This is a genomic window from Prochlorococcus marinus XMU1406, from assembly GCF_017696055.1.
GTDB classification, from domain to species: domain Bacteria; phylum Cyanobacteriota; class Cyanobacteriia; order PCC-6307; family Cyanobiaceae; genus Prochlorococcus_A; species Prochlorococcus_A marinus_W.
Map to the genome: position 1 here is coordinate 967,469 of NZ_JAAORG010000001.1, position 21,111 is coordinate 988,579.

A 21,111-nucleotide genomic window follows, 5' to 3' on the forward strand; every position below is an offset into this window, starting at 1 on the left:
TTTAATTTATGTCTGAGTTTTATCCCTTTTTTAATAATTCAGTTCTTTTTTGGAGCTTATTATCCTGTTTAATAGCTCAATTTTTCAAAATTGTATTCAATTTATTTTCAAAAGGGGAGCTAAGATTTGGAATTATGTTCGAGACGGGTGGTATGCCTTCAAGTCATTCCGCCTTAATAACTGGTGCTACATCTGGTATAGGTTATGAATTGGGATTTGATAGCTCAATATTCGCATTATCAGTTGCCATATCACTAATAGTTATGTATGACGCTAGTGGTGTTAGAAAATCAGCTGGGATTCAAGCTGCAGAAATCAATAAATTATCAAAAAAACTAGACCCTCAATCTGAACTACTTTTAAAAGAAACTCTTGGCCATACAAAAATTGAGGTCATGATAGGGAGTTTTTTAGGACCATTAATCACTTTGCCTGGAATGTTTTTTTTAGGTTCTCCTCTCAAAATATTTGATTTGATCATAAATTAAGAATCCTCTAAAAAACTAGTTTGGGTGGCATCTATAAAGTTTTTTGCGACTTCTGGAGAACTTGGCAAATGTAAGTGAATCCAACTTGCATGTAATTTTTCATCAAAAAAGCCTTCATTTTTGTATTCTGTTTTCCAAGATTTAATTTTCCATGGGGAAGAAAGTTTCTTCTGATGCTCAGCTTTTCGTAAATAAAGTTCAGATAAATTATTTTCAATTTCCCAATAATGGAATTCATGTCCTCTTATTAATTGATTTTGTTTAATGATGGGAGTATTTTTTAAACCTTCAATGTATCTATAACCTACTGAAAGTTTACTTTTTTTTGATCTAAAAGGCAGGATGCCACTCATTTTATGATTACTACCATTTTCATCTTTTATAAAGTCTCCTAAAATCATCATCCCTCCGCACTCTGCATATATAAATCCATTTTTGCGGAATTTCCTTAACGAATTTAAGCTTTTTATAGAGTTACTAATATGATCAGCATATTTTTCAGGGAACCCTCCAGGAATAATTAAAGAAGAAGCCTCATTAGGTATTTCTTCATCATCATAAATACTCCATGAAATCAATGGAATGCCTATTTCACTCAAAAACTCCTTAGTTTCAGGGTATTGAAAATGAAAGATTTTATCTTCTGCAATTGCGATAGGTTTACTTTTATCTATTTTAAAATCTTTAAAACTGACAGAATTAAATATTTTCTTTTGCGGAGATTTCAAGAATTTTATAAGAGAAAATACATCAAGATTTCTTTCGGCGAAATTTGCAAAATATTCAACATCAATTTCTTTGTCATTATCCAATGGGGATATTAAACCTAAATTAGCTTTGTTTAAAGCTATTTTTGAATCAGATGGTAGAAAACCAAGAATTTCGATATCTTCATTTTTAAAAACTTCTTTGATTAATTTTTTATGTCTATCTGAATTAACGTTGTTAAATATAATTCCTGCTATTGACAACTCGCTATCGAAATCTCTAAAACCTCGAACAATCGCCAAAAGAGAAGCTACTTGACCTCTAGCATTAACAATAAAAATTACTGGAACATTAAGAAGTTTAGAGATATTTGCTGTGCTGGAATAGCTTGTAGACCCTAGTCCATCAAATAGACCCATTGCTCCTTCAATTAATGAGAATTCATATTTCAAAGAATGTTTAAAAAAACTTTCTTGAACCCATTCCTCACCACTTAAAAAAATATCTAAATTCCTACAAATAGGTTGGCCAATTGAACTTAATTGTTGTTGATCAAGATAATCTGGGCCAACCTTGAAAGTTTGTATCTTTATGCCTTTTGAGAATGCCCAACAAGATATTAAAAGCGATAATGTAGTTTTCCCACTATCAGTTGAAGGAGAAGATATTACACAGGGCATTTATTAGTTATTAAAACCATTAAATATTTGAAGGGCTATTTTAATAGAATTTTCAAAAAGAGGACTTGTATTACCTCTACTACTTCCCAACAATTTACTAACATCATACTCTGATGTAGAAAAAGAATTTGGAACAACTTGTTCTATTAATTCCATGTTCGCCATTCCCCCTGCTTCAAGTCTCATACATTCCACTGATTCACAACCAAGTATTACACAAGTATTATTTTTTTGAACCTCACTAATTTTTGAAATTAATCTCAATCCAATAACTTGTCCTAAATGAATACTTGGATTCCCCAAAGATAAGGGATTAATTGATGCAGAAATTATTTCACCGTTAATTCTTTCAAACTCTATTTTTGTTGATTCTGAATCCCTTTCAACCCTTAGAAAAGACCAACTAAGTTTATCGCTAATCCATGAAATCAAAAACAAAGCTTGAATCAAATGATCTCCTGCGATATCAATATCAATATCAGTAATATGATCTAAAATTGGCCTCCTCGAAGGCGGATCAAAAATCATTGCTAATGATTCCCTCCAATTTTTCAACCTAACCCAATTCAAATCATTAATAGCTTTATTTGAATTATTTAATTGATTTAAAACTTTTAAACATCTGTTAGGCGATCCAAGAGCAGTATCTATTATTAACCTCATACCATGATTAGTAAAGTATTCAAAGATTTCAGGCGATTCATCCAAGCTTCCATTCCACCACAACCATGAAGGTAATTCATCAATAGATAATTCTTCAATTATTTTTAATCCTTTATTGGATATTGAGGCTGAGTCACCCCTAATTACCACTAAATCCCCACATATAGGTTGCTTAGCTGGAGTATCACTTAATGGACAGTAAGCGGACACAAAAGTTTTGATATCTGAATTTTCATTTAACGTTGGCGCTAGAGTTATTAATCTTCTTGGATTCAATGTACTTATCGATGATTCAAAAAATTGTCCTCTAAAATCTTCAAAGTCTTTATTAGATAAATTTTCCTTCAACAAATCCAATAATTTTTGACTTTGAAGGGTAGTACTTACAGGAAGTCCTTGATCTAATATGAATTTTTTAGCAACTTCAATTATCTCTGGACTTAAATTTCCAGTAATTGGTCCATTTACTAATCCTTTTTGAACCAAACATTGTTCTAGCCAAGCAGGTTGCCAGACCATTAATGTAAAAGTATTAGCTCCACTATTATCTTTATCTTCTGAAATCCATAATTTATTAAGGTAATTAGAAATTTCCTGATAAGGAAGTTCTAATGGAGTTTGAAGTGTTAATTGAGGTTTCATTTTTAAGGTCTACGCCAGAAAATATTATCTTTTGAAAGTAATTGATCAGATTCAGGAGGTCCCCACGTCATAGATTCATAATTATAAATAGGTAACTTCCAAGGAGAATTATCCATCAATTCTATTAATGGTGTATAAAGTTTCCAGGCTGCCTCAACTTCATCACTTCTAGTGAATAAGGTTGGGTCAGATAGCATTGCATCCGCTAACAATCTTACATAGCCTTCATCTGAGGGTTCTCCAAATGACTCATCATAAGAAAATTCCATCTCAACAGGTCTTGATTTCATTCCAGAACCAGGGGATTTTACCTCAAATTTGAAAGTAGCACCTTCATTTGGCTGAATCCTGAGGATAAGTTGATTTGGGGAAGGATTTATTATTGTTGATTCAAATAAATGAACAGGAACGTCTTTAAAATTCAAAACTATTTCTCCAAGTCTTTTAGGTAGTCTTTTGCCTGTTCTCAAATAAAAAGGAACCCCTTGCCAACGCCAGTTATCAACGAAAACTTTTGTCGCAATATAAGTTTCTGTTGTGCTATTACAATTAACACCATCTTCCTGCCTATATCCTTTGAGTTGATTTGAGATATTTCCTCCCTCTCCATATTGACCTCTTATGCAACAATTCCACGGTTCATTTTCATCAGCAAGTTTTGAAGCTTGAAGAACCTTAGCTTTTTCATTTCTTATTGCTTCTGGTTCAAATTTTCCAGGAGGTTCCATAGTAGTAACAGCAAGCATTTGAGTCATATGATTTTGAAGCATATCTCTTAATGCACCAGAGCTTTCGTAATAACCAGCTCTATCTTCAACACCCACTGTTTCAGATGAAGTAATTTGAACACTTGATATATAATTTCTGTTCCAGATTGGTTCGAAAATAGTGTTAGCGAACCTCAAAACAAGAATATTTTGAACTGTCTCTTTACCTAAATAATGATCAATCCTATAAATCTGACTTTCTTCAGCACAACTTTGGACGATCTTATTCAATTTCTTTGCACTTGAATAATCTCTCCCAAAAGGTTTTTCAATCACTAAACGACTTTTCTTAGGGTCATCTAAAAGACCAGCTGCTTTAAGAGCTTTACATCCACTTGCATAGAAATTCGGAGATACTGATAAATAAAATGTTCTATTTCCATGAGTAGCTTGTGTTTTATCAATTTCATTTAATCTTTTAGAAAGCCTTACGACATGATCACTTTGTTGTAAGTCTACTGGTTCATAGAAAAGATAATTAGAAAATTGTTCCCACTCCCTCTCTTTACCAGATATTTGATTAGATAGCTTTAGTTTCATCTTTTCTCTAAACTCATCATCAGTCCAAGGTCTTCTCGCACAACCAACTATTCCAAATTCACTAGGAATTCTTCTTTGCAAATAGAGTTCAAATAAGGCTGGTATTAATTTTCTATGAGTAAGGTCTCCACTAGCACCAAATATTACTAAGCATTGTGGAGATATGACTCTTTCCTGCCGTAAACCTAATCTAAGAGGATTACTTAAAGTTGAAGGCATATTTTTAATATTCTTTTTTTAAAATCCTCTTTTTTTCAAAAATTAGCTACATATTGTGTCTAAACCAAAAAGTATTCAGTAGATAATACTTAAATCTAAATAAGAAAGATTTAGTAGGTTTCTACGTGCCATCTTCCTGCTTTTTTCAGTTGAGGTCTTAATTCTGACCAGTTCAAACCTTTTTCTTCAGCTGCCTTTGTCATGGCTTCATCTATTCCAGGTTCCATACCCTTTAATCCACAAAGATAAATATGTGTCTTCTCATCTTCAATCATATTGAAAAGTTCGTTCGCAGATTCTAAAACTCTATCTTGAATATACATTCTTCCTCCTTTTGTATTTTGCTGCTCACGGCTAATAGCTTTTGTATATTTGAAATTATCTGGGTAATCAGTTAGATATCTTTGAAGATCTTCTTCGTATAACAAATTAGCTGATTTTGGAGCTCCCATAAATAGCCAAGCTTTACCCTTAAAATTCCATTTATTTTTTTCTTTTTCAGTTGCCTCAAACATTCTTCTTAAATAAGCTCTCATAGGAGCTATTCCAGTTCCAGTAGCCAACATAACAATGTTTGCATCCTCTTCATCTGGGAGTAGCATCTCTTTACCTACAGGTCCTGTAATTTTTACTTTATCTCCAGGCTTAATATCGCATAAATAAGTAGAACAAACACCATTTATAGTTTCGCCATCTTTTTCGTACTGAAGCTGTCTAACACAAAGAGAAACTGTATTACCTTTAAAATCATCTCCATGTCTAGTACTAGCTATCGAATAAAGTCTTAATTTATGAGGCTTTCCGTTTGCATCTTCTCCGGCAGGCATAATACCGATACTTTGGCCCTCAACATAATTTAAAAATGGATCACTATCTTTAAGGTCGAAAGTAATGTGATTTACTCTCCCAATAGCTCCATCTTTAAGAAGACTATAATTTTCGATTACAGTGCCTTCATAAGGTGTTTTTGGTCTGTAGATATTAACTGGGACATCAGCATGTTTCTTCTTGACTACTTTATTAGTCTCTAACTTTGCAACAGGAGCAGGTTTAGGAGTTGAATTTTGTTCAACGGGTGTTACCGGAGATTTTTTTGGTTCTGTATCTTGGGGCAAATTTGAGGCTCTTTTACTAAAAAATTTTTGAATAAAAGAAAAAACTCCTATTACTACTGGTATATGAGCTAAGCCACCTGCGATAACTGTTGATTGTGAATACATTTTTTAGTTTTCTTTATATAAAAGACTATCAATTTGTAGTTTAATTTGAGGTAATTATACAAAAATGGTTACGTTTTGAGATCGGGATAATCTAATTAAATTATTTTTATTTTTCAGTATTTATTGTTTTTATCAGTATAGTTACACAGAAATAATTTTTTATCTATTTAAAAAATTCATTTATGAATAATCCTCAAGAACCAGTAAATCATTCTAATAAAAATGGTTACAGGACAATTGAGCAAACGATGGAAAAGCTCTCTGGAGGAACAAGGCGACTTGCAGCTCAACTTACAACTTCTGCGAGTTTTGAGTCTTTGTGGAATGTTCTAACAGATTATGATCGATTAAATATTTACATTCCAAATTTATTGTCAAGTAAAAAAATATATCAAAAGGAAAATAATGTTCACCTTAATCAAGTTGGTGCTCAGGATTTTCTTGGTATGAAATTTTCAGCTGAAGTAACTATCGATTTATTTGAAGATAAGGAGCTTGGCCTTTTAAAATTCAACCTAATTAAAGGAGATTTCAGAAAATTCGAAGGTAGTTGGAAAATTCAACGCATAAAAGGTACATCAAAAAATTCATTGATTTATGATCTTACTGTTCAAGGTTGTCAGTGGATGCCAATAGGGATGATAGAGAAAAGACTAAAAAAAGATCTTTCTGAAAATTTGATTGCCGTCGATAGACAAGCAAAATCATCAATGAGTTAGTTTAAAGTTTTAAAAAATAGCCCCAAGGGGATTCGAACCCCTGTCGCCTCCGTGAAAGGGAGGTGTCCTAGGCCTCTAGACGATGGGGCCAGGGAATTAGCATAACAGCTTATTAAAAACTAAGAGTAAGGCTAGCCTTTCGTCAAGTATTGTTGCTCTTTGTTTTGTCCTTGCCACACTGGAACGGTGAAATGGAAGCAGGAACCTACACCAATTTCAGAGACGACCCATATTCTTCCGCCATGGACTTGTACAATTCTCCTGCAGACAGATAACCCTATCCCAAATCCTGAAGTTCCTTCAGAAGTCTGTGGGAGTCTAACTCTATCTAAAAAAATTCTTTTTTGTTCGCTCAAAGGAATACCTGCACCTTTGTCACAAATTGTTATTTCTACCCATTGGTTTGTCTTATGAATCATAGTAATTTTTATAGAACCAGAGTCTTCAGAAAATTTAATAGCATTTTCAATTAAATTTAAAAATACTTGCCTCATTCTTCTTTGATCTGCAAAAACACTTGGCAGATCAGATGGAATATCAGTATCAATTTCAATATTCCTTAATCTCCAGAATTTTTCTAATTCAAGTATTACTTCAGCACTTATATTACCTAAATCAATTTTCTGAGGATTAAATAACGCTTCCCATTTAGTTGTTCCAACCTCTAAAAGATCCTGAGATAAGAGTTCAATCTCTTCTAGACGTCTTTTAATCACCTCTTGCAATTTTGAAATATCTATTTGTCCGAGTTTTTGACTTTGAACAGCCAAAGTAGCAGCAGTTAAAGGTGTTCTTAATTCATGCGCGACCATTCTTAATAATCTTTCCTGAGACTCTATTCTTTTTGTTAATGTCTCATTTTCCTGTCTTAAAACAAGAAGTTCGTCTTCCAAGAGAAATTCTTTTTGAGTTCTTATTGAATCAATTTTGGATGGTTGCAAATTAATACCAAGATTTTTTGTCAATCCTTCCTGTGTCCACCTAGGCAACCATTTTTGCAACTGAGAGAAAATATTACTTCCAGCAAATATTTGCTTTGGAGCTGGGGAAACTTTTATAAGAGCAGGAATAGCAACTAATCTATGTAATTCAAGTAATTCCGGCTGTTCTGTGGGGTCAGAAATCTGGAGAGATATCTCAAAGTCACAATCATCTGATTCTAAATAAGCAATTAGGGACTTAATATCATTACTAGAAAGTTGATTTCTAGCTGCCACAAGTATTAATTTTAACTCTTTTTTATCATTCAAATGATTTCCTCTGAAGTGTTGAAAAGCTGTTAATCCTTATAAACACCTTAAGATATTTTTTTTTATTTTACAGATAGGCTATTAAATAAATAGGACTTATTTATAAATGGTCGCTATTAATTCAAAGAAAAATTTACATTTTGGTGAAAATTCTCCAGAAATCAATTTAAACAGCAATTTAAAAAGGTGGTTTTCGCGAAATATTGGATTGTGGAAATCTAATAGAACTTATTTTCTTGATGAAGCACAAAAAACTTATAACTTAAGTATGAATATAAATATACAAGCTCTCGAAAGTAAATATGAATGGGAGTCGCATTATAAATTCACTTGGTACCCAGAGAAAAAATATAATTTCTTTGACGAAAATCCCCAGTATAAAGAACGAGGAGAAATGCGTGCATTCTTAAAAGGCCATCAACTTATGAGGGAAAATTTTTATTTAAGTAACGATGAAGGGATCTCAAATATTAAGCAAGTCGACGAACACGAAATGATTTTTGAATCTTCTTACAAAGATTGGTATATTCTTGAACATACAAGACTTGTAGATTCTGATAATTATAGATTTAGGGTTATATATTCATGGAACAAAAATAAGCTGAAAATAGTAGAGAATCATCACGAAATTAAAATTATTCAATAAATTCTGTTGGGAGATTAAGTTTTAAAAATAAAAAATGTTATCTTTAATAATATGAATAAACAATAAATCAAATATGTGCTTTAAAGTATCTAAAATTTTTGTAATACCCTTATTTTTTTCTTTTTTTTTATTTGATTTAAATAATCAATTTAATAATGTAAATGCAAATATTAAAAATTCACCTGCTAAGAAAAATGATTTAGATTTATATCATGGGATGGGTGTTTCATTTCTATGTAATGCGACAAGAAAAGGATTTGATTTGGATTTTCCGAAAACTTTAAACGTTGCGTCAGCAACTTTCGCATCAGTAGTTCTCCAAAAACATGGAGGAAAAATAATAGAAAAAAAGAAAGAACAAACAGTTGATATGAAACAATTACAATTTATTTCATCTCTTCAATTAGTTGAATCAGCTCTTCAAGTATGTCCAGATAACGTTCCTGAAAAGATTGAAAAACAATTTAAGATTGAAACTGAGAGACTCAAAAAATTACAAGGATTGTAAAAACAATATTTTATTTTATCTAAACATAGAACTAACGGAACTTTCATCGTGAATTCTCCAAATAGCTTCCCCAAGCATATTTGCGACAGAAAGTACTTTTAATTGTGGAAAATTATCTTTATGCATAACTGGTATGCTATTAGTCACAATAACTTGTTCGAATAGATTCTTAGTACTTAATCTCTCATAAGAAGGAGGAGAAAATACAGCATGAGATGCACATGCAAATATTCTATTAGCTCCTTCTTTTTTTAGTAAATTAGCTCCAGAACAAATTGTGCCGCCAGTATCTATCATGTCGTCTATAAGAATAGCCGTTTTACCTTTAACTTCACCAATAACTGTAAGACTTTCAGCGATATTATGAGCCGATCTCCTTTTGTCAATGATAGCCAACGGAGCATCTTTCATTAATTTTGCGAATGCTCTTGCTCTCGCAACACCACCTACATCAGGAGAGACGACAACTACTTCCTCTAAATCTAAAGTTTCTAGATAGTCAATTAATACAGGTGAGCCGTAAATATGATCGCATGGGATGTCAAAATATCCTTGTATTTGAGCTGAATGTAAATCCATAGCAAGGACCCTATCAACTCCTGATTTTTCAAGTAAGTTAGCAGTTAGTTTTGCAGTTATAGACTCTCTTCCTGAGGTCTTTCTATCTGCCCTTGCATATCCATAATAAGGGATTACAGCCGTTATTTGTCTTGCAGACGCTCTCTTGCATGCGTCAACCATAATCATAAGCTCCATCAAACTGTCGTTTACTGGAGCGCATGTAGGTTGTATCAGGAATACATCACAACCTCTAATAGATTGCTGAATCTGAACATAAAGTTCACCATCAGCAAATCTTTTAGATATTAAAGGTACATTTTCAATCCCTAAGTATGATGCAATTTCTTCAGCTAATTTAGGATTTGTTGTTCCACTTACAACCCTTAATCTACTATTAGTTAGATTAAAGTTTGATTCTTTACTCTGCATAGCCGTGATAAAACTTGTCACGAAATTTGCACCATAAAACTATATTCTTATCGTAGTCGTTAATGTGAATTTCGCAAAAGATAATGACTAGATCTTTTCAAAAGTCAGATCAATCAAGCAATATATCGTTTATTAAAAAGCAGATTTTTTTATGCACTCTTAAAAGCAAGGAACAATATTTGTCAATTAAAAAAAATTTGTATATGGTTGAATTTAGATAAGTAAAGAATAAAAATATAAAAAAAAATGCCTATAGAGTCAATTCTTGAAAAAAAATCATTAGGCGTACTTATGCATCCAACAAGTATTCCGGGAGGAAAAGTATGTGGGACTTTTGGCAGAGGAGCTAAAGATTGGATAGAAAAGCTACATAGCCATGGGATTGAATACTGGCAATTTTTACCTCTTACACCTACTGACTCTACAGGTTCTCCATATAGTTCCCCGTCTAGTTTTGCACTAAACCCTTGGTTTTTGGATATGGATGATTTAATCGAGAAAGGTTTTATCTTCCCTTCAAATGAAGAAAATCTAGTTCCAATAAATCAGAATGAAGATCATTTTGATTTTGATATTGCAGATGATTATACAAAGAAATTAGGTCACCTCCTTTTGCAAGGTTGGAGTTCACAATCTGAAGAAAGAAAAATTAATTTTAATAAATGGATCAGGAGGAATTCTTGGATTGAAGACTTTACAACATTTGTTGTTATCAGAGAGGAGTTTAATATGTTGCCTTGGTGGGAATGGCCTCAAGAATTTAAATTAAAAAATAACAAGTTCTTAAAATCGTGGATTAAGAAAAAAAGTGAAGAGATACTTATTAAAAAATTAATACAATGGCATCTTGATGAGCAATGGAGCGATATTAAAAACTTCGCAAAATCAAGAAATATTAAGCTAATAGGAGATTTGCCTTTTTATGTCTCTAGAGACAGCGCTGACGTATGGAGTAATAAATCATTATTTTCAATTTTTAAAAATGGAGATTTAATCTTTCAAAGTGGTGTTCCACCGGATTATTTTTCATCAACAGGACAATTATGGGGAACCCCAACTTACTTTTGGTCAAAACATAAGAGGACAAATTTCGATTGGTGGAGAAAAAGATTTCAAAGGCAATTTGAACTTGTGGACATATTGAGATTTGATCATTTCAGGGGTTTAGCCGGTTACTGGAGAGTTAATGGAACTTCTCAAACGGCAATCATTGGGAAATGGATAAATTCTCCAGGTAAAACACTATTAAAAAAAGTAAAAAAGGATCTAGGAGTTAACTATCTACCAATCATTGCGGAGGATCTGGGAGTGATAACGCCAGATGTAGAGAAATTAAGGAAAAATTTTGAACTTCCTGGCATGAAAATATTACAATTTGCTTTTGATGGCAATGAAGATAATCCCTATTTACCTAAGAATATTAAAGGAGAAAATTGGGTTGTCTATACAGGTACTCACGATAACTCTACTTCTGTTTCATGGTGGGAATATTTAGATTATGAATCTAAAGAAAGAATAAAAGATGAATATAAATTTTCAGAAAATCCCTCTTGGGATTTAATAGAAATTGGCATGGAAACTAACGCTAATCTATTTATCGCTCCAATACAAGATATATTATCTCTAGACGATTCAAGTAGATTAAACAAACCTGGCACCACAAAAAATAACTGGAAATGGAAGTTAAATCGATCTTTAGAAGAAATAGAGGATAATATAAAAATCTTTAGTGAGCTAGGTAATAATTTTGGGAGAACTAGAAAATAAAATTTATTAAAAATTATTTATCAATGATTTGATTTTCAATATTTTGAATCTCGATAACATTTACATTTAAAATAAAGTATCTCTTTAATATAAATATAGTTAGAACTAATATAAAAAAATACAAAAGACTTCCTTGCCATGTATTGATAAGATCGAATTTCCTAAACACAAACTCCTTTCCCTCTTTCTTTAAACTTTTTCTTTCACTAACTGCTAATTTTAATAATGAATTTTTTTTTAATACTAAGCATTCTTCTAATTTAATTAATATAGATCTTATAAAAGGATACTCTGGCCTAATATTTTTATTATTATTTTCAATAGAATTTATTATTCGTTCAGGAATTTTTGAAATGTATGACAATTCTTCAATTGTTAGGTTTTGTTGAATTCTTGCTTCTTTTACTAACTTTGCAATTTCAATATATTGGTCAACCAATCCAGAACTTAAGTCTTTATTTTTTTCAGATTTTTTGTTAAGTAAAAAAAGATTTTTCAAAATATTCATTTAATTTCCAAAAATAAATAATCCTTTTTACTTCTCATTTTTAAAACATTACATCCAATTCTAATCGAATTAAAATCATAAGTAAGTTAATTAGATATAAATATAAAAACTAAACTGTAGAAATAATATTTTGAACTGCACTTTTTGCAATATTCAGAGGGCTAAAAGTATCCCTAATTAAAGCTAAGAGTTTTTTTGCATCAGTAAATTCTAATTTTTCATCTTTTATAAGACTTAAAAGAAGATTCTTCCTAACTTCGGATCCTTTTTTACTGACAAATAATTTCAATCCAGCATTCGCAACTGGTATGAGATCTGAATTGATATTTTCCGAATCTCTAAATAAAATGTTTAGTAAACTTTCAACTTTTTCTATTTGGATTTGGCCTTTATTATCAAAAACGACTTCTAAAAGTATGTCTAAAATCTCTTCAGAATTATCGGTAAGTAATTTTTTTGCAATATATGGATAAGCTATTTTTAGAATTTTAAATTCAGGATCTAACCTTAGTGCTAAACCCTCTTGACTAACAACGGCTCTTATTATTAAGGCAAACCTACTGGGAACTCTGAAAGGATAGGAATACATTAGTTTTGAGAATTTGTCAGTTACATTTTTAAGATTAAAATTACCAACCTCAGCGCCAAAAGATCCTCCTAGAACTTCTTTTAATGGTTCAACAAGTTTTTGAAGATCTTGTTCTTTGGTTAAAAAACCTAATTTCTGGAAATCTTCTGCGAGAAGATAATATTCTTCGTTTATTATGTGAACAATTGCCTTAATAAGAGTAAGTCTATCTAAATTTGTAATAGTATCCATCATTCCAAAATCAACATAAGCTAAATTCCCACAATCTGCATTTCCTCCTTTGAGAGCAAACATATTTCCTGGATGTGGGTCTGCATGAAAATATCCAAATTCAAATAATTGCTGCAATCCACTGATGACACATGTTTTTATAAATGAAGCAGGGATTAAGTTATTTTCCTCCAATAAAGCACGATCTCTTAACTTAACTCCATCAATCCAAGAAGTTGTGATTACCCTTTTGGATGAAAACTGTTTTTCTAATTTAGGAATAAAAATATTTGGATTTTCTTTGAATAAATTTGCAAACCTCAAAGCATTTTCGGCCTCTTTTTGATAGTCAATTTCATCAAAAAGTGCCTTACCGAATTCATCTATTATCTCTCCAATTCCAACACCTATATTTAATGGTAAAAGTGGGGATAAAAAAGTTCCTAAAAACCTTAAGATTACAACATCCCTTCTTATAAGAAAGTATAAATTTGGCCGCTGTACTTTCACAGCTAGATAAGAATTATTTAATTTTGCTTTATAAACTTGACCTAAGCTTGCTGAAGCAATAGGACTATCTGGAAACTCTTCAAATAATTCATAAGCATGCGATCCAAGTTCCTCTTCAATGATTTTTAAAGCAATTTTGTGATCAAATGCTGGGAGATTATCTTGTAAGTTTGTAAGTTCAGTAAGCCAATCTTGTCTAACAAGATCTGGTCTAGTTGAGAGTGCTTGGCCTAATTTGATAAAACAAGGCCCTAAATTCGTTATTACATCAAAAAGATATTTCGAGAGATTTTTTTGTACATTTTTATTTTTACTGTTACCTTGAAAAAGTATTCTTAAAAAAAGAAAAATAAAAGTTAAAAGGATATATAAAACTCTTGGGATAAAAATCCATGGTCTCAAAATCAACCAAAGAAAGTCTTCTTTTGCTGAATATTCCGAATAAGATTTTTTCATTAAAGTTAAAAAATATCAAAAAAGATTACCATGTACTCCATTCTATATATGTCAATAATACTTTATGAGCATTTCATCTTTTCTAACCAAAAAGTTTTTAAAGTCTTTATTCTTTCCCGCTCATAACAGAGGGGCAGCTTTACCAAAAAAATTAGTGAAGTTATTAAAAAATCCACCTGGGTATTGGGACTTGCCCGAATTACCAGAAATAGGCTCCCCACTATCCCAAAGCGGATTAATTGCTAAATCTCAAAGAGAATTCTCCGACAAATTTGGAGCTAAAGGATGTTTTTTTGGAGTTAATGGAGCTTCCGGATTAATACAATCAGCAGTAATTGCAATGGCAAATCCAGGCGAAAATATCCTGATGCCTAGAAATGTTCATATAAGTGTCATAAAAATCTGTGCGATGCAGAATATAAATCCAATATTTTTTGACTTAGAATTTTCAACCATAACGGGTCATTACAAACCAATTACAAAAATTTGGTTGGAAAATGTATTTAAAAAATTAAATTTTGATGAGAATAAAATTGCAGGGGTTATTCTTGTAAATCCCTCTTATCATGGTTATTCCGGAGATTTAGAGCCTTTAATAGATTGTTGTCATCAAAAAAATTTACCTGTTTTAGTTGATGAAGCCCATGGTTCATATTTCCTTTTTTGTGAAAATCTTAATTTACCAAAACCGGCCTTATCATCAAACGCTGATTTAGTGGTTAATTCATTGCATAAGTCACTCAATGGATTAACTCAAACGGCGGTACTTTGGTACAAAGGGAATCTAATAAATGAAGATAATTTAATCAAAAGTATTCATTTGCTGCAAACTACCAGTCCAAGTTCCTTATTACTTTCTTCTTGTGAAGAGTCTATTAGGGACTGGCTTAACAAAAAAAGTTTATCAAAATATCAAAAAAGAATTTATGAGGCAAAAAGTATTTATAAAAAATTAATTCAAAAAAATATTCCTCTCATAGAAACTCAAGACCCCTTAAAAATTGTAGTAAATACCTCTAAGGCTGGAATTGATGGTTTTACTGCTGATAATTTTTTTTATAGAAATGGACTTATTGCCGAATTACCAGAAATGATGACTCTCACTTTTTGCTTAGGATTTGGAAATCAAAAAGATTTTCTTAATTTATTTGAAAAGTTATGGAAAAAATTACTATTAAATTCCAAAAAATCAAAAAGTTTAGAAGTGCTCAGATCGCCCTTTAAATTAGTTCAATCACCCGAAATCGAAATTGGAATTGCTTGGAGAAGTAAGACTCGGAGAATTTCTTTTTCACAATCATTAAATAAAATATCTGGAGATATTATTTGCCCTTATCCTCCTGGGATTCCTCTACTAATTCCTGGCGAAAAAATTGATATAGATAGGTTTAATTGGATAAATAATCAAAGTTTATGTAACAAAGATCTGGTAAATTTTAATATAAGAGTCTTAGAAACATAGTAATTTCATATGAGATTAAAAAGCGGGTTACTTATAGGAATTTTTGGTTTGATTGTTGTTTTGATGGGGGGATGGTTTTTTACATTGGCAACTGCTTTGCTTACATATCTAGCATTATTAGAATTTTTTAGAATGGCAGAATTTAAAGGAATAAGACCAGCTACAAAAACCACATTATTTTCATCCTTTACTATTATAGTTTCTACTTATCTTGAGACTATTGGTGTGCTTGAAGGAGAAATTTCAAATTCAATTTTGCCAATCTGTTCAGTTGGGATATGCACTTGGTTACTTTTGCAACCAAAACCTGGGACAATTTCAGATATTGCAGCATCTATTTTTGGATTATTCTATTTAGGTTTTTTACCTAGTTACTGGATTAAGTTAAGGGGATTAGATTCAGTTATAATAGGTTCAAATCAGGGTTTTATGTCGCTTGAGAACTTATCAAGTACTACAGGTCTTCATTTAACTTTAACTTCTTGTTTTTTAATTGTAGCTAGTGATATTGGTTCTTATTTTATTGGGAAGTCATTTGGTAAAACATCTCTATCTCCAATATCTCCGAGCAAAACTATAGAAGGTTTAATTGGAGGAATATCCTGTTCAATTTTACTAGCAATATTTTTCGCATTTTTAATGAATTGGGAAAATCCATTAATTGTTGGAATAATTTATGGAATTTCAATTTCTCTTATGGCATTAGTTGGAGATTTAATTGAATCTATGATGAAGAGAGATGCAAAAATAAAAGATTCCGGAACTTTTTTACCGGGACATGGAGGGATTCTTGACAGAATTGACAGTTACATCTTTACTCCATCTGTTTTGTATTATATTTTTATAATTCTCAAGTATCTAAATTAATTGAGAAATCTTTTATTCCAAAAAATAATCTTGGATAATTTTACTAGATAATGATGGAAGATCTATATGCGGAAGATGACCACAATTTTGTAACCCTACAAAATTTAATTTTTCAATATTACCTATTTTTTTAAGCTCTTTTGTTCCAAGAATTCGATCATTTTCTCCACATAATGTTTTAATTGGTATATTTTGGATATATTTTTGAGTTCCTGCAAACCCTCCACTTTTTGCAAATGATGCAAGTGAATTCCTCCATCCTTTACAACCTAAATGAATTGAAGCAATTTGTTCTTCCATCTTACCAACGCATTCATCTGGAAAAGCAAATGCTTGCCTACAAAGACTTTTTCTAACCTGAGGCAATCCAAGAAATGAGGCGCCAATTTGGTTCAGAGGAAAAGGAATACTCTTAGGTTCTCCAAACAATCCTGCGGGGGACAAAAGGATGATTTTATCAATAGAATCAGGAATTTCATAAGCAAGTTTTAAAGCTGTTGAGCCTCCCATTGAGGCACCTATAATTTTTAGATTCTTTGTTATTTTTAATGCCTTAAGGAGATCAATTAAATGCGAAATTATTTTCGAGGAATTAAATTCATTTGTTGCGCACCTGGGACTAAAACCAAAACCTAGAAGATCAGGAGCTATAACTTGAAAATTTCTTTTTAGTGATTTATATATTCTTCTGAATTCTAAAAAACTACTATCAAAGCCATGTAGAAGAAGTATAGGTTGACCTTTTCCTCCCATAACTACTGGGAATTTTAAGGAGTTCCAATTTTGGTTGAGTTTTATCCACTTAACATCATTTGCCAAATAAAGACCTAAAGGATCTAATAGTGACAATTTGGCACTTTTGAAAAATTCTACATTTAAATCACTTAATTGTTCAAAATTGTTTTTAGTCAAAAAATATTTATGTTTTAATTTTTTGTTGTTCAAAATTTGAAATAACCTCTATTATGTCACTTTTATTAATTTCAAAAGGCAAAAAGTGAATCTCAGATTTATCTCGACAAGTAAAATCAGCAATTTTCTCTAAATTATTATTTTCAAAAACATTTATTCCAAGTTGTCCGATAGTAGTTGGCAAATTCAATTCTTTCATAAGTACAAATAATTGTTTAATTGATTGATCAGCTAATTTATTATTATTTTTCATTTCTTCTAGTCTTAATTGCAGTAATAATCCAACCCCAACAATCTCACCGTGTAAGAATTTATTAGGGGTGATTATCTGAGTAATTGCATTATGAATAGCATGTGCTGCTGCAGTCCTACATTTTTCTCCACCAATACCGCCAACTAATCCTGCTGTAAGTCCACATGCTTCTACAGTATTTTGCCAAGATGGATTATTTTCAAATTGACCCTTAAATGCTTTTCCTCCATCTATTAATAGTTGATCTCTTAAAACTCTTGATATCTGAATTGCTTGTTGAACAAGACCGTCATCTATTTTTGAACTTGTTATTGAGGATTCGTACCATTTTGCCAAGGCATCTGCTATACCACTTGCAAGTGTTCTTGATGGAGCTGTTTGAATAAATTTATGATCAAAAACTAGTATTTTCGGACAAGATCCTAATGCAACATCTTTTATAAATTGACCATCCTTTGTATAAATATTCGATAAGGCTGTCCAACCAGCACAGGTAGAGGCGCTAAGGGGAACAGTAATACAAGGGATATTAAGAGACTCGGCTATATATTTTCCAGAGTCTAGAACTTTGCCACCTCCAGCTGCGATAACACAATCATTTTTATTATTTGAAATAATATTCTTAACTCTTGAAATATCTTCGTAACAACAATCAAATTGTAAATTAGCTGAATTTACATTAAGTTTTTGATTTTTTAAATCATTAAAAATATTATTTCTCAAATTATTCGTTTGAATCCCTCTACCTAGAATTAATGGACTTTTAGTTAATTTAGTAATTTGAGGTAAAGATTTTTCCCAAGCAGAATATCCCCTGTATATAGTTTCTGGAGAGATAGACTGCATACTTTCTTTGAATGATTAGAAGTTAGCACCTGCTAGTTCTTGAGAAGATTCTTCAGAAGAAACATTTATTGTAACTTTTTTATTATCATCTATATCAACTAAAGCATTATCTCCATCTTTTATTCTCCCAGAAAGAACTTCTTCAGCCAAACTATCTTCTAGTAAACGCATAACTGCCCTTCTCAAAGGTCTCGCTCCGTATGAAGGATTGTAACCTTCTTCAACAAGTCTTTCTTTGAAAGCATCGGTGACATTTAATTTAATACCTTTATCCTGTAGTCGGGCAAAAACTTCTTGCAACAATATTTCAGCAATTTCTTTAACTTCATTTTTAGTTAATTGTCTGAATACAATTATTTCATCAAGCCTATTTAAAAATTCAGGCCTAAAGTATTGCTTAAGTTCTTCATTAACTAGTGATTTAATTCTGTTATATTGGCTATCTTCAACTGAATCACCTGAGAATTCGAATCCTAGTCCGCCACCACCTTTCTCGATTACTTTTGAACCAATATTAGAAGTCATTATTAATAATGTATTTTTAAAATCTACAGTTCTACCTTTGGAGTCAGTTAATCTTCCGTCTTCAAGTAGTTGTAATAATAAGTTGAAAACATCTGGATGTGCCTTTTCAACTTCATCAAATAAAACAACGGTATAAGGACGTCTTCTAACAGCTTCAGTAAGCTGACCACCTTCATTAAAACCAACATAACCAGGAGGCGAACCTATAAGTTTACTAACTGTATGTCTTTCCATAAATTCTGACATATCTAATCTAATCATTGCTTCTTCACTACCGAAGAAATATGAAGCCAATGATTTAGTCAATTCAGTTTTACCAACACCGGTAGGTCCAGAAAAGATAAAACTTGCTATGGGTCTATTAGGATTTTTTAATCCAACTCTTGCTCTTCTTATGGCTCTTGAGACAGCCTTTACAGCTTCATCTTGTCCAATTAGCCTTTGGTGAAGTGTTTCCTCCATATTTAGAAGCTTGACTGATTCAGTTTCTGTTAATTTTTGAACAGGAACACCTGTCCATGAAGCCACAATATGAGCTACATCCTCTTCACTAACAAGGGGACTTTGTAAAAGTTTTGAATCACTTTTTACAGAATTATCAGCATCAGATTGATCTCCAGCTGTAGATTCTTTTTTATTGTCCAAAACATCTTTAATTTTTGCAGACAATTCCATCTCTTTTTCGCGTAATTGGCCAGCTTGGTCGAAATTTTGGTCTCTTACAGATTCTTCCTTTTGTTTTTGGACTTCTCTTAGTTCTCTATCTATCTGTTTTGCTTCAGGCGGAAGTTTAGAGTTTATTAAACGTACTCTACTTCCTGCCTCGTCGATGAGGTCAATAGCCTTATCAGGTAAAAATCTGTCAGATATATAACGATCACCTAAATGAGCGGCGGCCTCTAGCGCATCATCAGTAATTTTTAAACGATGATGTTGTTCGTAACGTTCTCTAAGACCTTTTAAAATTTCGATTGTATCTTCTATAGATGGCTCTCCTACCATTACAGGCTGGAATCTTCTTTCTAGAGCAGCATCTCTTTCAATATGTTTTCTATATTCATCTAGAGTTGTTGCTCCAATACATTGAAGTTCCCCTCTAGCTAATGCTGGCTTAAGTATATTTGCTGCATCTATAGCTCCTTCAGCAGCTCCAGCACCAATTAAAGTATGCACTTCATCTATGACAAGAATGACGTTACCTGCTGATTTAATTTCTTCCATTATTTTTTTTAACCTTTCTTCAAATTCACCTCTATATTTTGTTCCTGCTACCAAAAGACCTATATCAAGTGTCAAAACTCTTTTATCTTCAAGTATGTCTGGAATATCACCAGTTTGTATTCTTTGAGCTAGACCTTCTGCGATAGCTGTTTTACCTACACCTGGCTCCCCTATAAGAACAGGATTATTTTTTGTCCTCCTACCTAGTATTTGAACTACACGGTCTATTTCTGAATGGCGTCCAACGACTGGATCTAATTTTGATTCACTTGCTAATTTTGTTAAATTTGTTCCGAATTCATCAAGAGTAGCAGTTTTTAAGTTGCCCTTAGTTGTACTTGCACCTGTGCCAACTTCGGCGGTTTCACCAAGCATTCTTATAACTTGAGTTCTAACTTTTGTAAGGTCGATATTAAGGTTTTCAAGAACTCTTGCAGCCACACCTTCACCTTCCCTTATTAATCCCAACAATAAATGTTCTGTACCAATGTAATTGTGACCAAGTTGACGAGCCTCTTCTAAAGATAGTTCTAAAACTCTTTTAGCTCTGGGAGTAAAAGGTATTTCTACAGCTACAAAACCTGAACCTCTACCTATTATCTTTTCCACCTCTATCCTTGAATCCTTTAAATTAACTCCAAGTGATTTAAGTACTTTCGCTGCGACCCCAGTTCCTTCTCCAATTAACCCCAAAAGAATTTGTTCTGTTCCAACAAAATTATGGCCAAGTCTTCTAGCTTCCTCTTGAGCAAGCATAATGACTTTTATAGCTTTTTCTGTAAATCTTTCAAACATTAGAAGATTAAATTCCTATTAATAACCTACCAGTAATATGTCAATTTTGTGTTCAGAATGAGCTTTTGTGAATACCCAAAAGTATAATTTATCAAATTAAATTGAACTTTTTTAGTGATATAGCAAGAAATTATAGTAATTTCAAGGATT

The 21,111-nt window shown here is 32.0% G+C and carries 18 protein-coding genes and 1 tRNA gene; 7 read left to right on the forward strand and 12 right to left on the reverse strand.

Translation table 11 applies throughout. The features are described from left to right. Positions 1-8: 8 nt before the first annotated feature. Positions 9-488 carry a divergent PAP2 family protein gene (locus HA149_RS05665; RefSeq protein ID WP_209113790.1) on the forward strand — a complete coding sequence of 160 codons (480 nt, stop codon included), beginning with the start codon at positions 9-11 and terminating at the stop codon, positions 486-488. On the opposite strand, the gene HA149_RS05670 is transcribed toward HA149_RS05665, so the two are convergent. The 4 genes from HA149_RS05670 to HA149_RS05685 all read right to left on the reverse strand — a co-directional run bounded on the left by HA149_RS05670 (position 485) and on the right by HA149_RS05685 (position 5,927). Further along, complete coding sequence (locus HA149_RS05670; RefSeq protein WP_209113792.1) at positions 485-1,876, reverse strand: cobyrinate a,c-diamide synthase; 1,392 nt, start codon at positions 1,874-1,876, stop codon at positions 485-487. The two genes, HA149_RS05665 and HA149_RS05670, sit on opposite strands and share 4 nt — an antisense overlap. Positions 1,877-1,879: 3 nt before the next feature. Continuing rightward, positions 1,880-3,181, reverse strand: a complete 1,302-nt coding sequence (locus HA149_RS05675; RefSeq protein WP_209113794.1) for a glucose-6-phosphate dehydrogenase assembly protein OpcA — start codon at positions 3,179-3,181, stop codon at positions 1,880-1,882. A gap of 2 nt (positions 3,182-3,183) precedes the next feature. Further along, positions 3,184-4,707, reverse strand: a complete 1,524-nt coding sequence (gene zwf / locus HA149_RS05680) for a glucose-6-phosphate dehydrogenase (RefSeq protein ID WP_209113796.1) — start codon at positions 4,705-4,707, stop codon at positions 3,184-3,186. 110 nt (positions 4,708-4,817) lie between these two features. Further along, positions 4,818-5,927 carry an FAD-binding oxidoreductase gene (locus tag HA149_RS05685; RefSeq protein ID WP_209113798.1) on the reverse strand — a complete coding sequence of 370 codons (1,110 nt, stop codon included), beginning with the start codon at positions 5,925-5,927 and terminating at the stop codon, positions 4,818-4,820. A gap of 182 nt (positions 5,928-6,109) precedes the next feature. On the opposite strand from HA149_RS05685, the gene HA149_RS05690 reads away from it, so the two are divergent. Further along, on the forward strand, positions 6,110-6,646 hold the full coding sequence (locus tag HA149_RS05690) for an SRPBCC family protein (RefSeq protein ID WP_209113800.1): 537 nt from the start codon (positions 6,110-6,112) through the stop codon (positions 6,644-6,646). A gap of 17 nt (positions 6,647-6,663) precedes the next feature. On the opposite strand, the gene HA149_RS05695 is transcribed toward HA149_RS05690, so the two are convergent. Together HA149_RS05695 and HA149_RS05700 are read right to left on the reverse strand one after the other, a co-directional pair. Further along, positions 6,664-6,736 (reverse strand) — tRNA-Glu (locus HA149_RS05695). 41 nt (positions 6,737-6,777) lie between these two features. Next, complete coding sequence (locus HA149_RS05700; RefSeq protein WP_209113802.1) at positions 6,778-7,896, reverse strand: histidine kinase; 1,119 nt, start codon at positions 7,894-7,896, stop codon at positions 6,778-6,780. 106 nt (positions 7,897-8,002) lie between these two features. Here HA149_RS05700 and HA149_RS05705 point away from each other — a divergent pair, with 106 nt between their 5' ends. Both HA149_RS05705 and HA149_RS05710 read left to right on the forward strand, forming a co-directional pair. Beyond that, positions 8,003-8,542: a hypothetical protein gene (locus tag HA149_RS05705; protein ID WP_209113805.1), complete on the forward strand. Its 540-nt coding sequence runs from the start codon at positions 8,003-8,005 to the stop codon at positions 8,540-8,542. Positions 8,543-8,615: 73 nt separating this feature from the next. Continuing rightward, complete coding sequence (locus HA149_RS05710) at positions 8,616-9,050, forward strand: Villin headpiece domain-containing protein (RefSeq protein ID WP_209113807.1); 435 nt, start codon at positions 8,616-8,618, stop codon at positions 9,048-9,050. A gap of 15 nt (positions 9,051-9,065) precedes the next feature. Here the strand turns inward: HA149_RS05710 and HA149_RS05715 are convergent, their stop codons facing one another. Then, positions 9,066-10,061: a ribose-phosphate pyrophosphokinase gene (locus HA149_RS05715; RefSeq protein ID WP_209113809.1), complete on the reverse strand. Its 996-nt coding sequence runs from the start codon at positions 10,059-10,061 to the stop codon at positions 9,066-9,068. Between the two features lie 225 nt (positions 10,062-10,286). Here HA149_RS05715 and malQ point away from each other — a divergent pair, with 225 nt between their 5' ends. Continuing rightward, positions 10,287-11,807 carry a 4-alpha-glucanotransferase gene (malQ, locus tag HA149_RS05720; RefSeq protein ID WP_209113811.1) on the forward strand — a complete coding sequence of 507 codons (1,521 nt, stop codon included), beginning with the start codon at positions 10,287-10,289 and terminating at the stop codon, positions 11,805-11,807. Between the two features lie 13 nt (positions 11,808-11,820). Here malQ and HA149_RS05725 read toward each other — a convergent pair whose 3' ends face one another. Next, a complete protein-coding gene (locus tag HA149_RS05725; protein ID WP_209113813.1) occupies positions 11,821-12,315 on the reverse strand; it encodes a helix-turn-helix domain-containing protein in 495 nt (164 codons plus the stop codon). A 109-nt stretch (positions 12,316-12,424) separates the two neighbouring features. Next, positions 12,425-14,080: an ABC1 kinase family protein gene (locus tag HA149_RS05730; RefSeq protein WP_209113821.1), complete on the reverse strand. Its 1,656-nt coding sequence runs from the start codon at positions 14,078-14,080 to the stop codon at positions 12,425-12,427. Positions 14,081-14,144: 64 nt separating this feature from the next. On the opposite strand from HA149_RS05730, the gene HA149_RS05735 reads away from it, so the two are divergent. Both HA149_RS05735 and HA149_RS05740 read left to right on the forward strand, forming a co-directional pair. Next, complete coding sequence (locus tag HA149_RS05735; RefSeq protein WP_209113823.1) at positions 14,145-15,542, forward strand: aminotransferase class I/II-fold pyridoxal phosphate-dependent enzyme; 1,398 nt, start codon at positions 14,145-14,147, stop codon at positions 15,540-15,542. Between the two features lie 9 nt (positions 15,543-15,551). Continuing rightward, positions 15,552-16,409, forward strand: coding sequence for a phosphatidate cytidylyltransferase (locus tag HA149_RS05740; RefSeq protein WP_209113826.1), 858 nt, complete (start codon positions 15,552-15,554; stop codon positions 16,407-16,409). A 12-nt stretch (positions 16,410-16,421) separates the two neighbouring features. On the opposite strand, the gene HA149_RS05745 is transcribed toward HA149_RS05740, so the two are convergent. Genes HA149_RS05745 through HA149_RS05755 form a run of 3 tightly spaced genes read right to left on the reverse strand, consistent with a single transcriptional unit; the run spans position 16,422 to position 20,961 of the window. Beyond that, positions 16,422-17,321, reverse strand: a complete 900-nt coding sequence (locus HA149_RS05745) for an alpha/beta fold hydrolase (protein WP_209113828.1) — start codon at positions 17,319-17,321, stop codon at positions 16,422-16,424. A gap of 7 nt (positions 17,322-17,328) precedes the next feature. Then, the gene (locus HA149_RS05750; RefSeq protein ID WP_209113830.1) at positions 17,329-18,420 is read right to left on the reverse strand and encodes an iron-containing alcohol dehydrogenase; all 1,092 of its coding nucleotides are present in this window, start codon (positions 18,418-18,420) and stop codon (positions 17,329-17,331) included. Between the two features lie 15 nt (positions 18,421-18,435). After that, complete coding sequence (locus HA149_RS05755) at positions 18,436-20,961, reverse strand: ATP-dependent Clp protease ATP-binding subunit (protein ID WP_209113832.1); 2,526 nt, start codon at positions 20,959-20,961, stop codon at positions 18,436-18,438. Between the last annotated feature and the right edge of the window lie 150 nt (positions 20,962-21,111).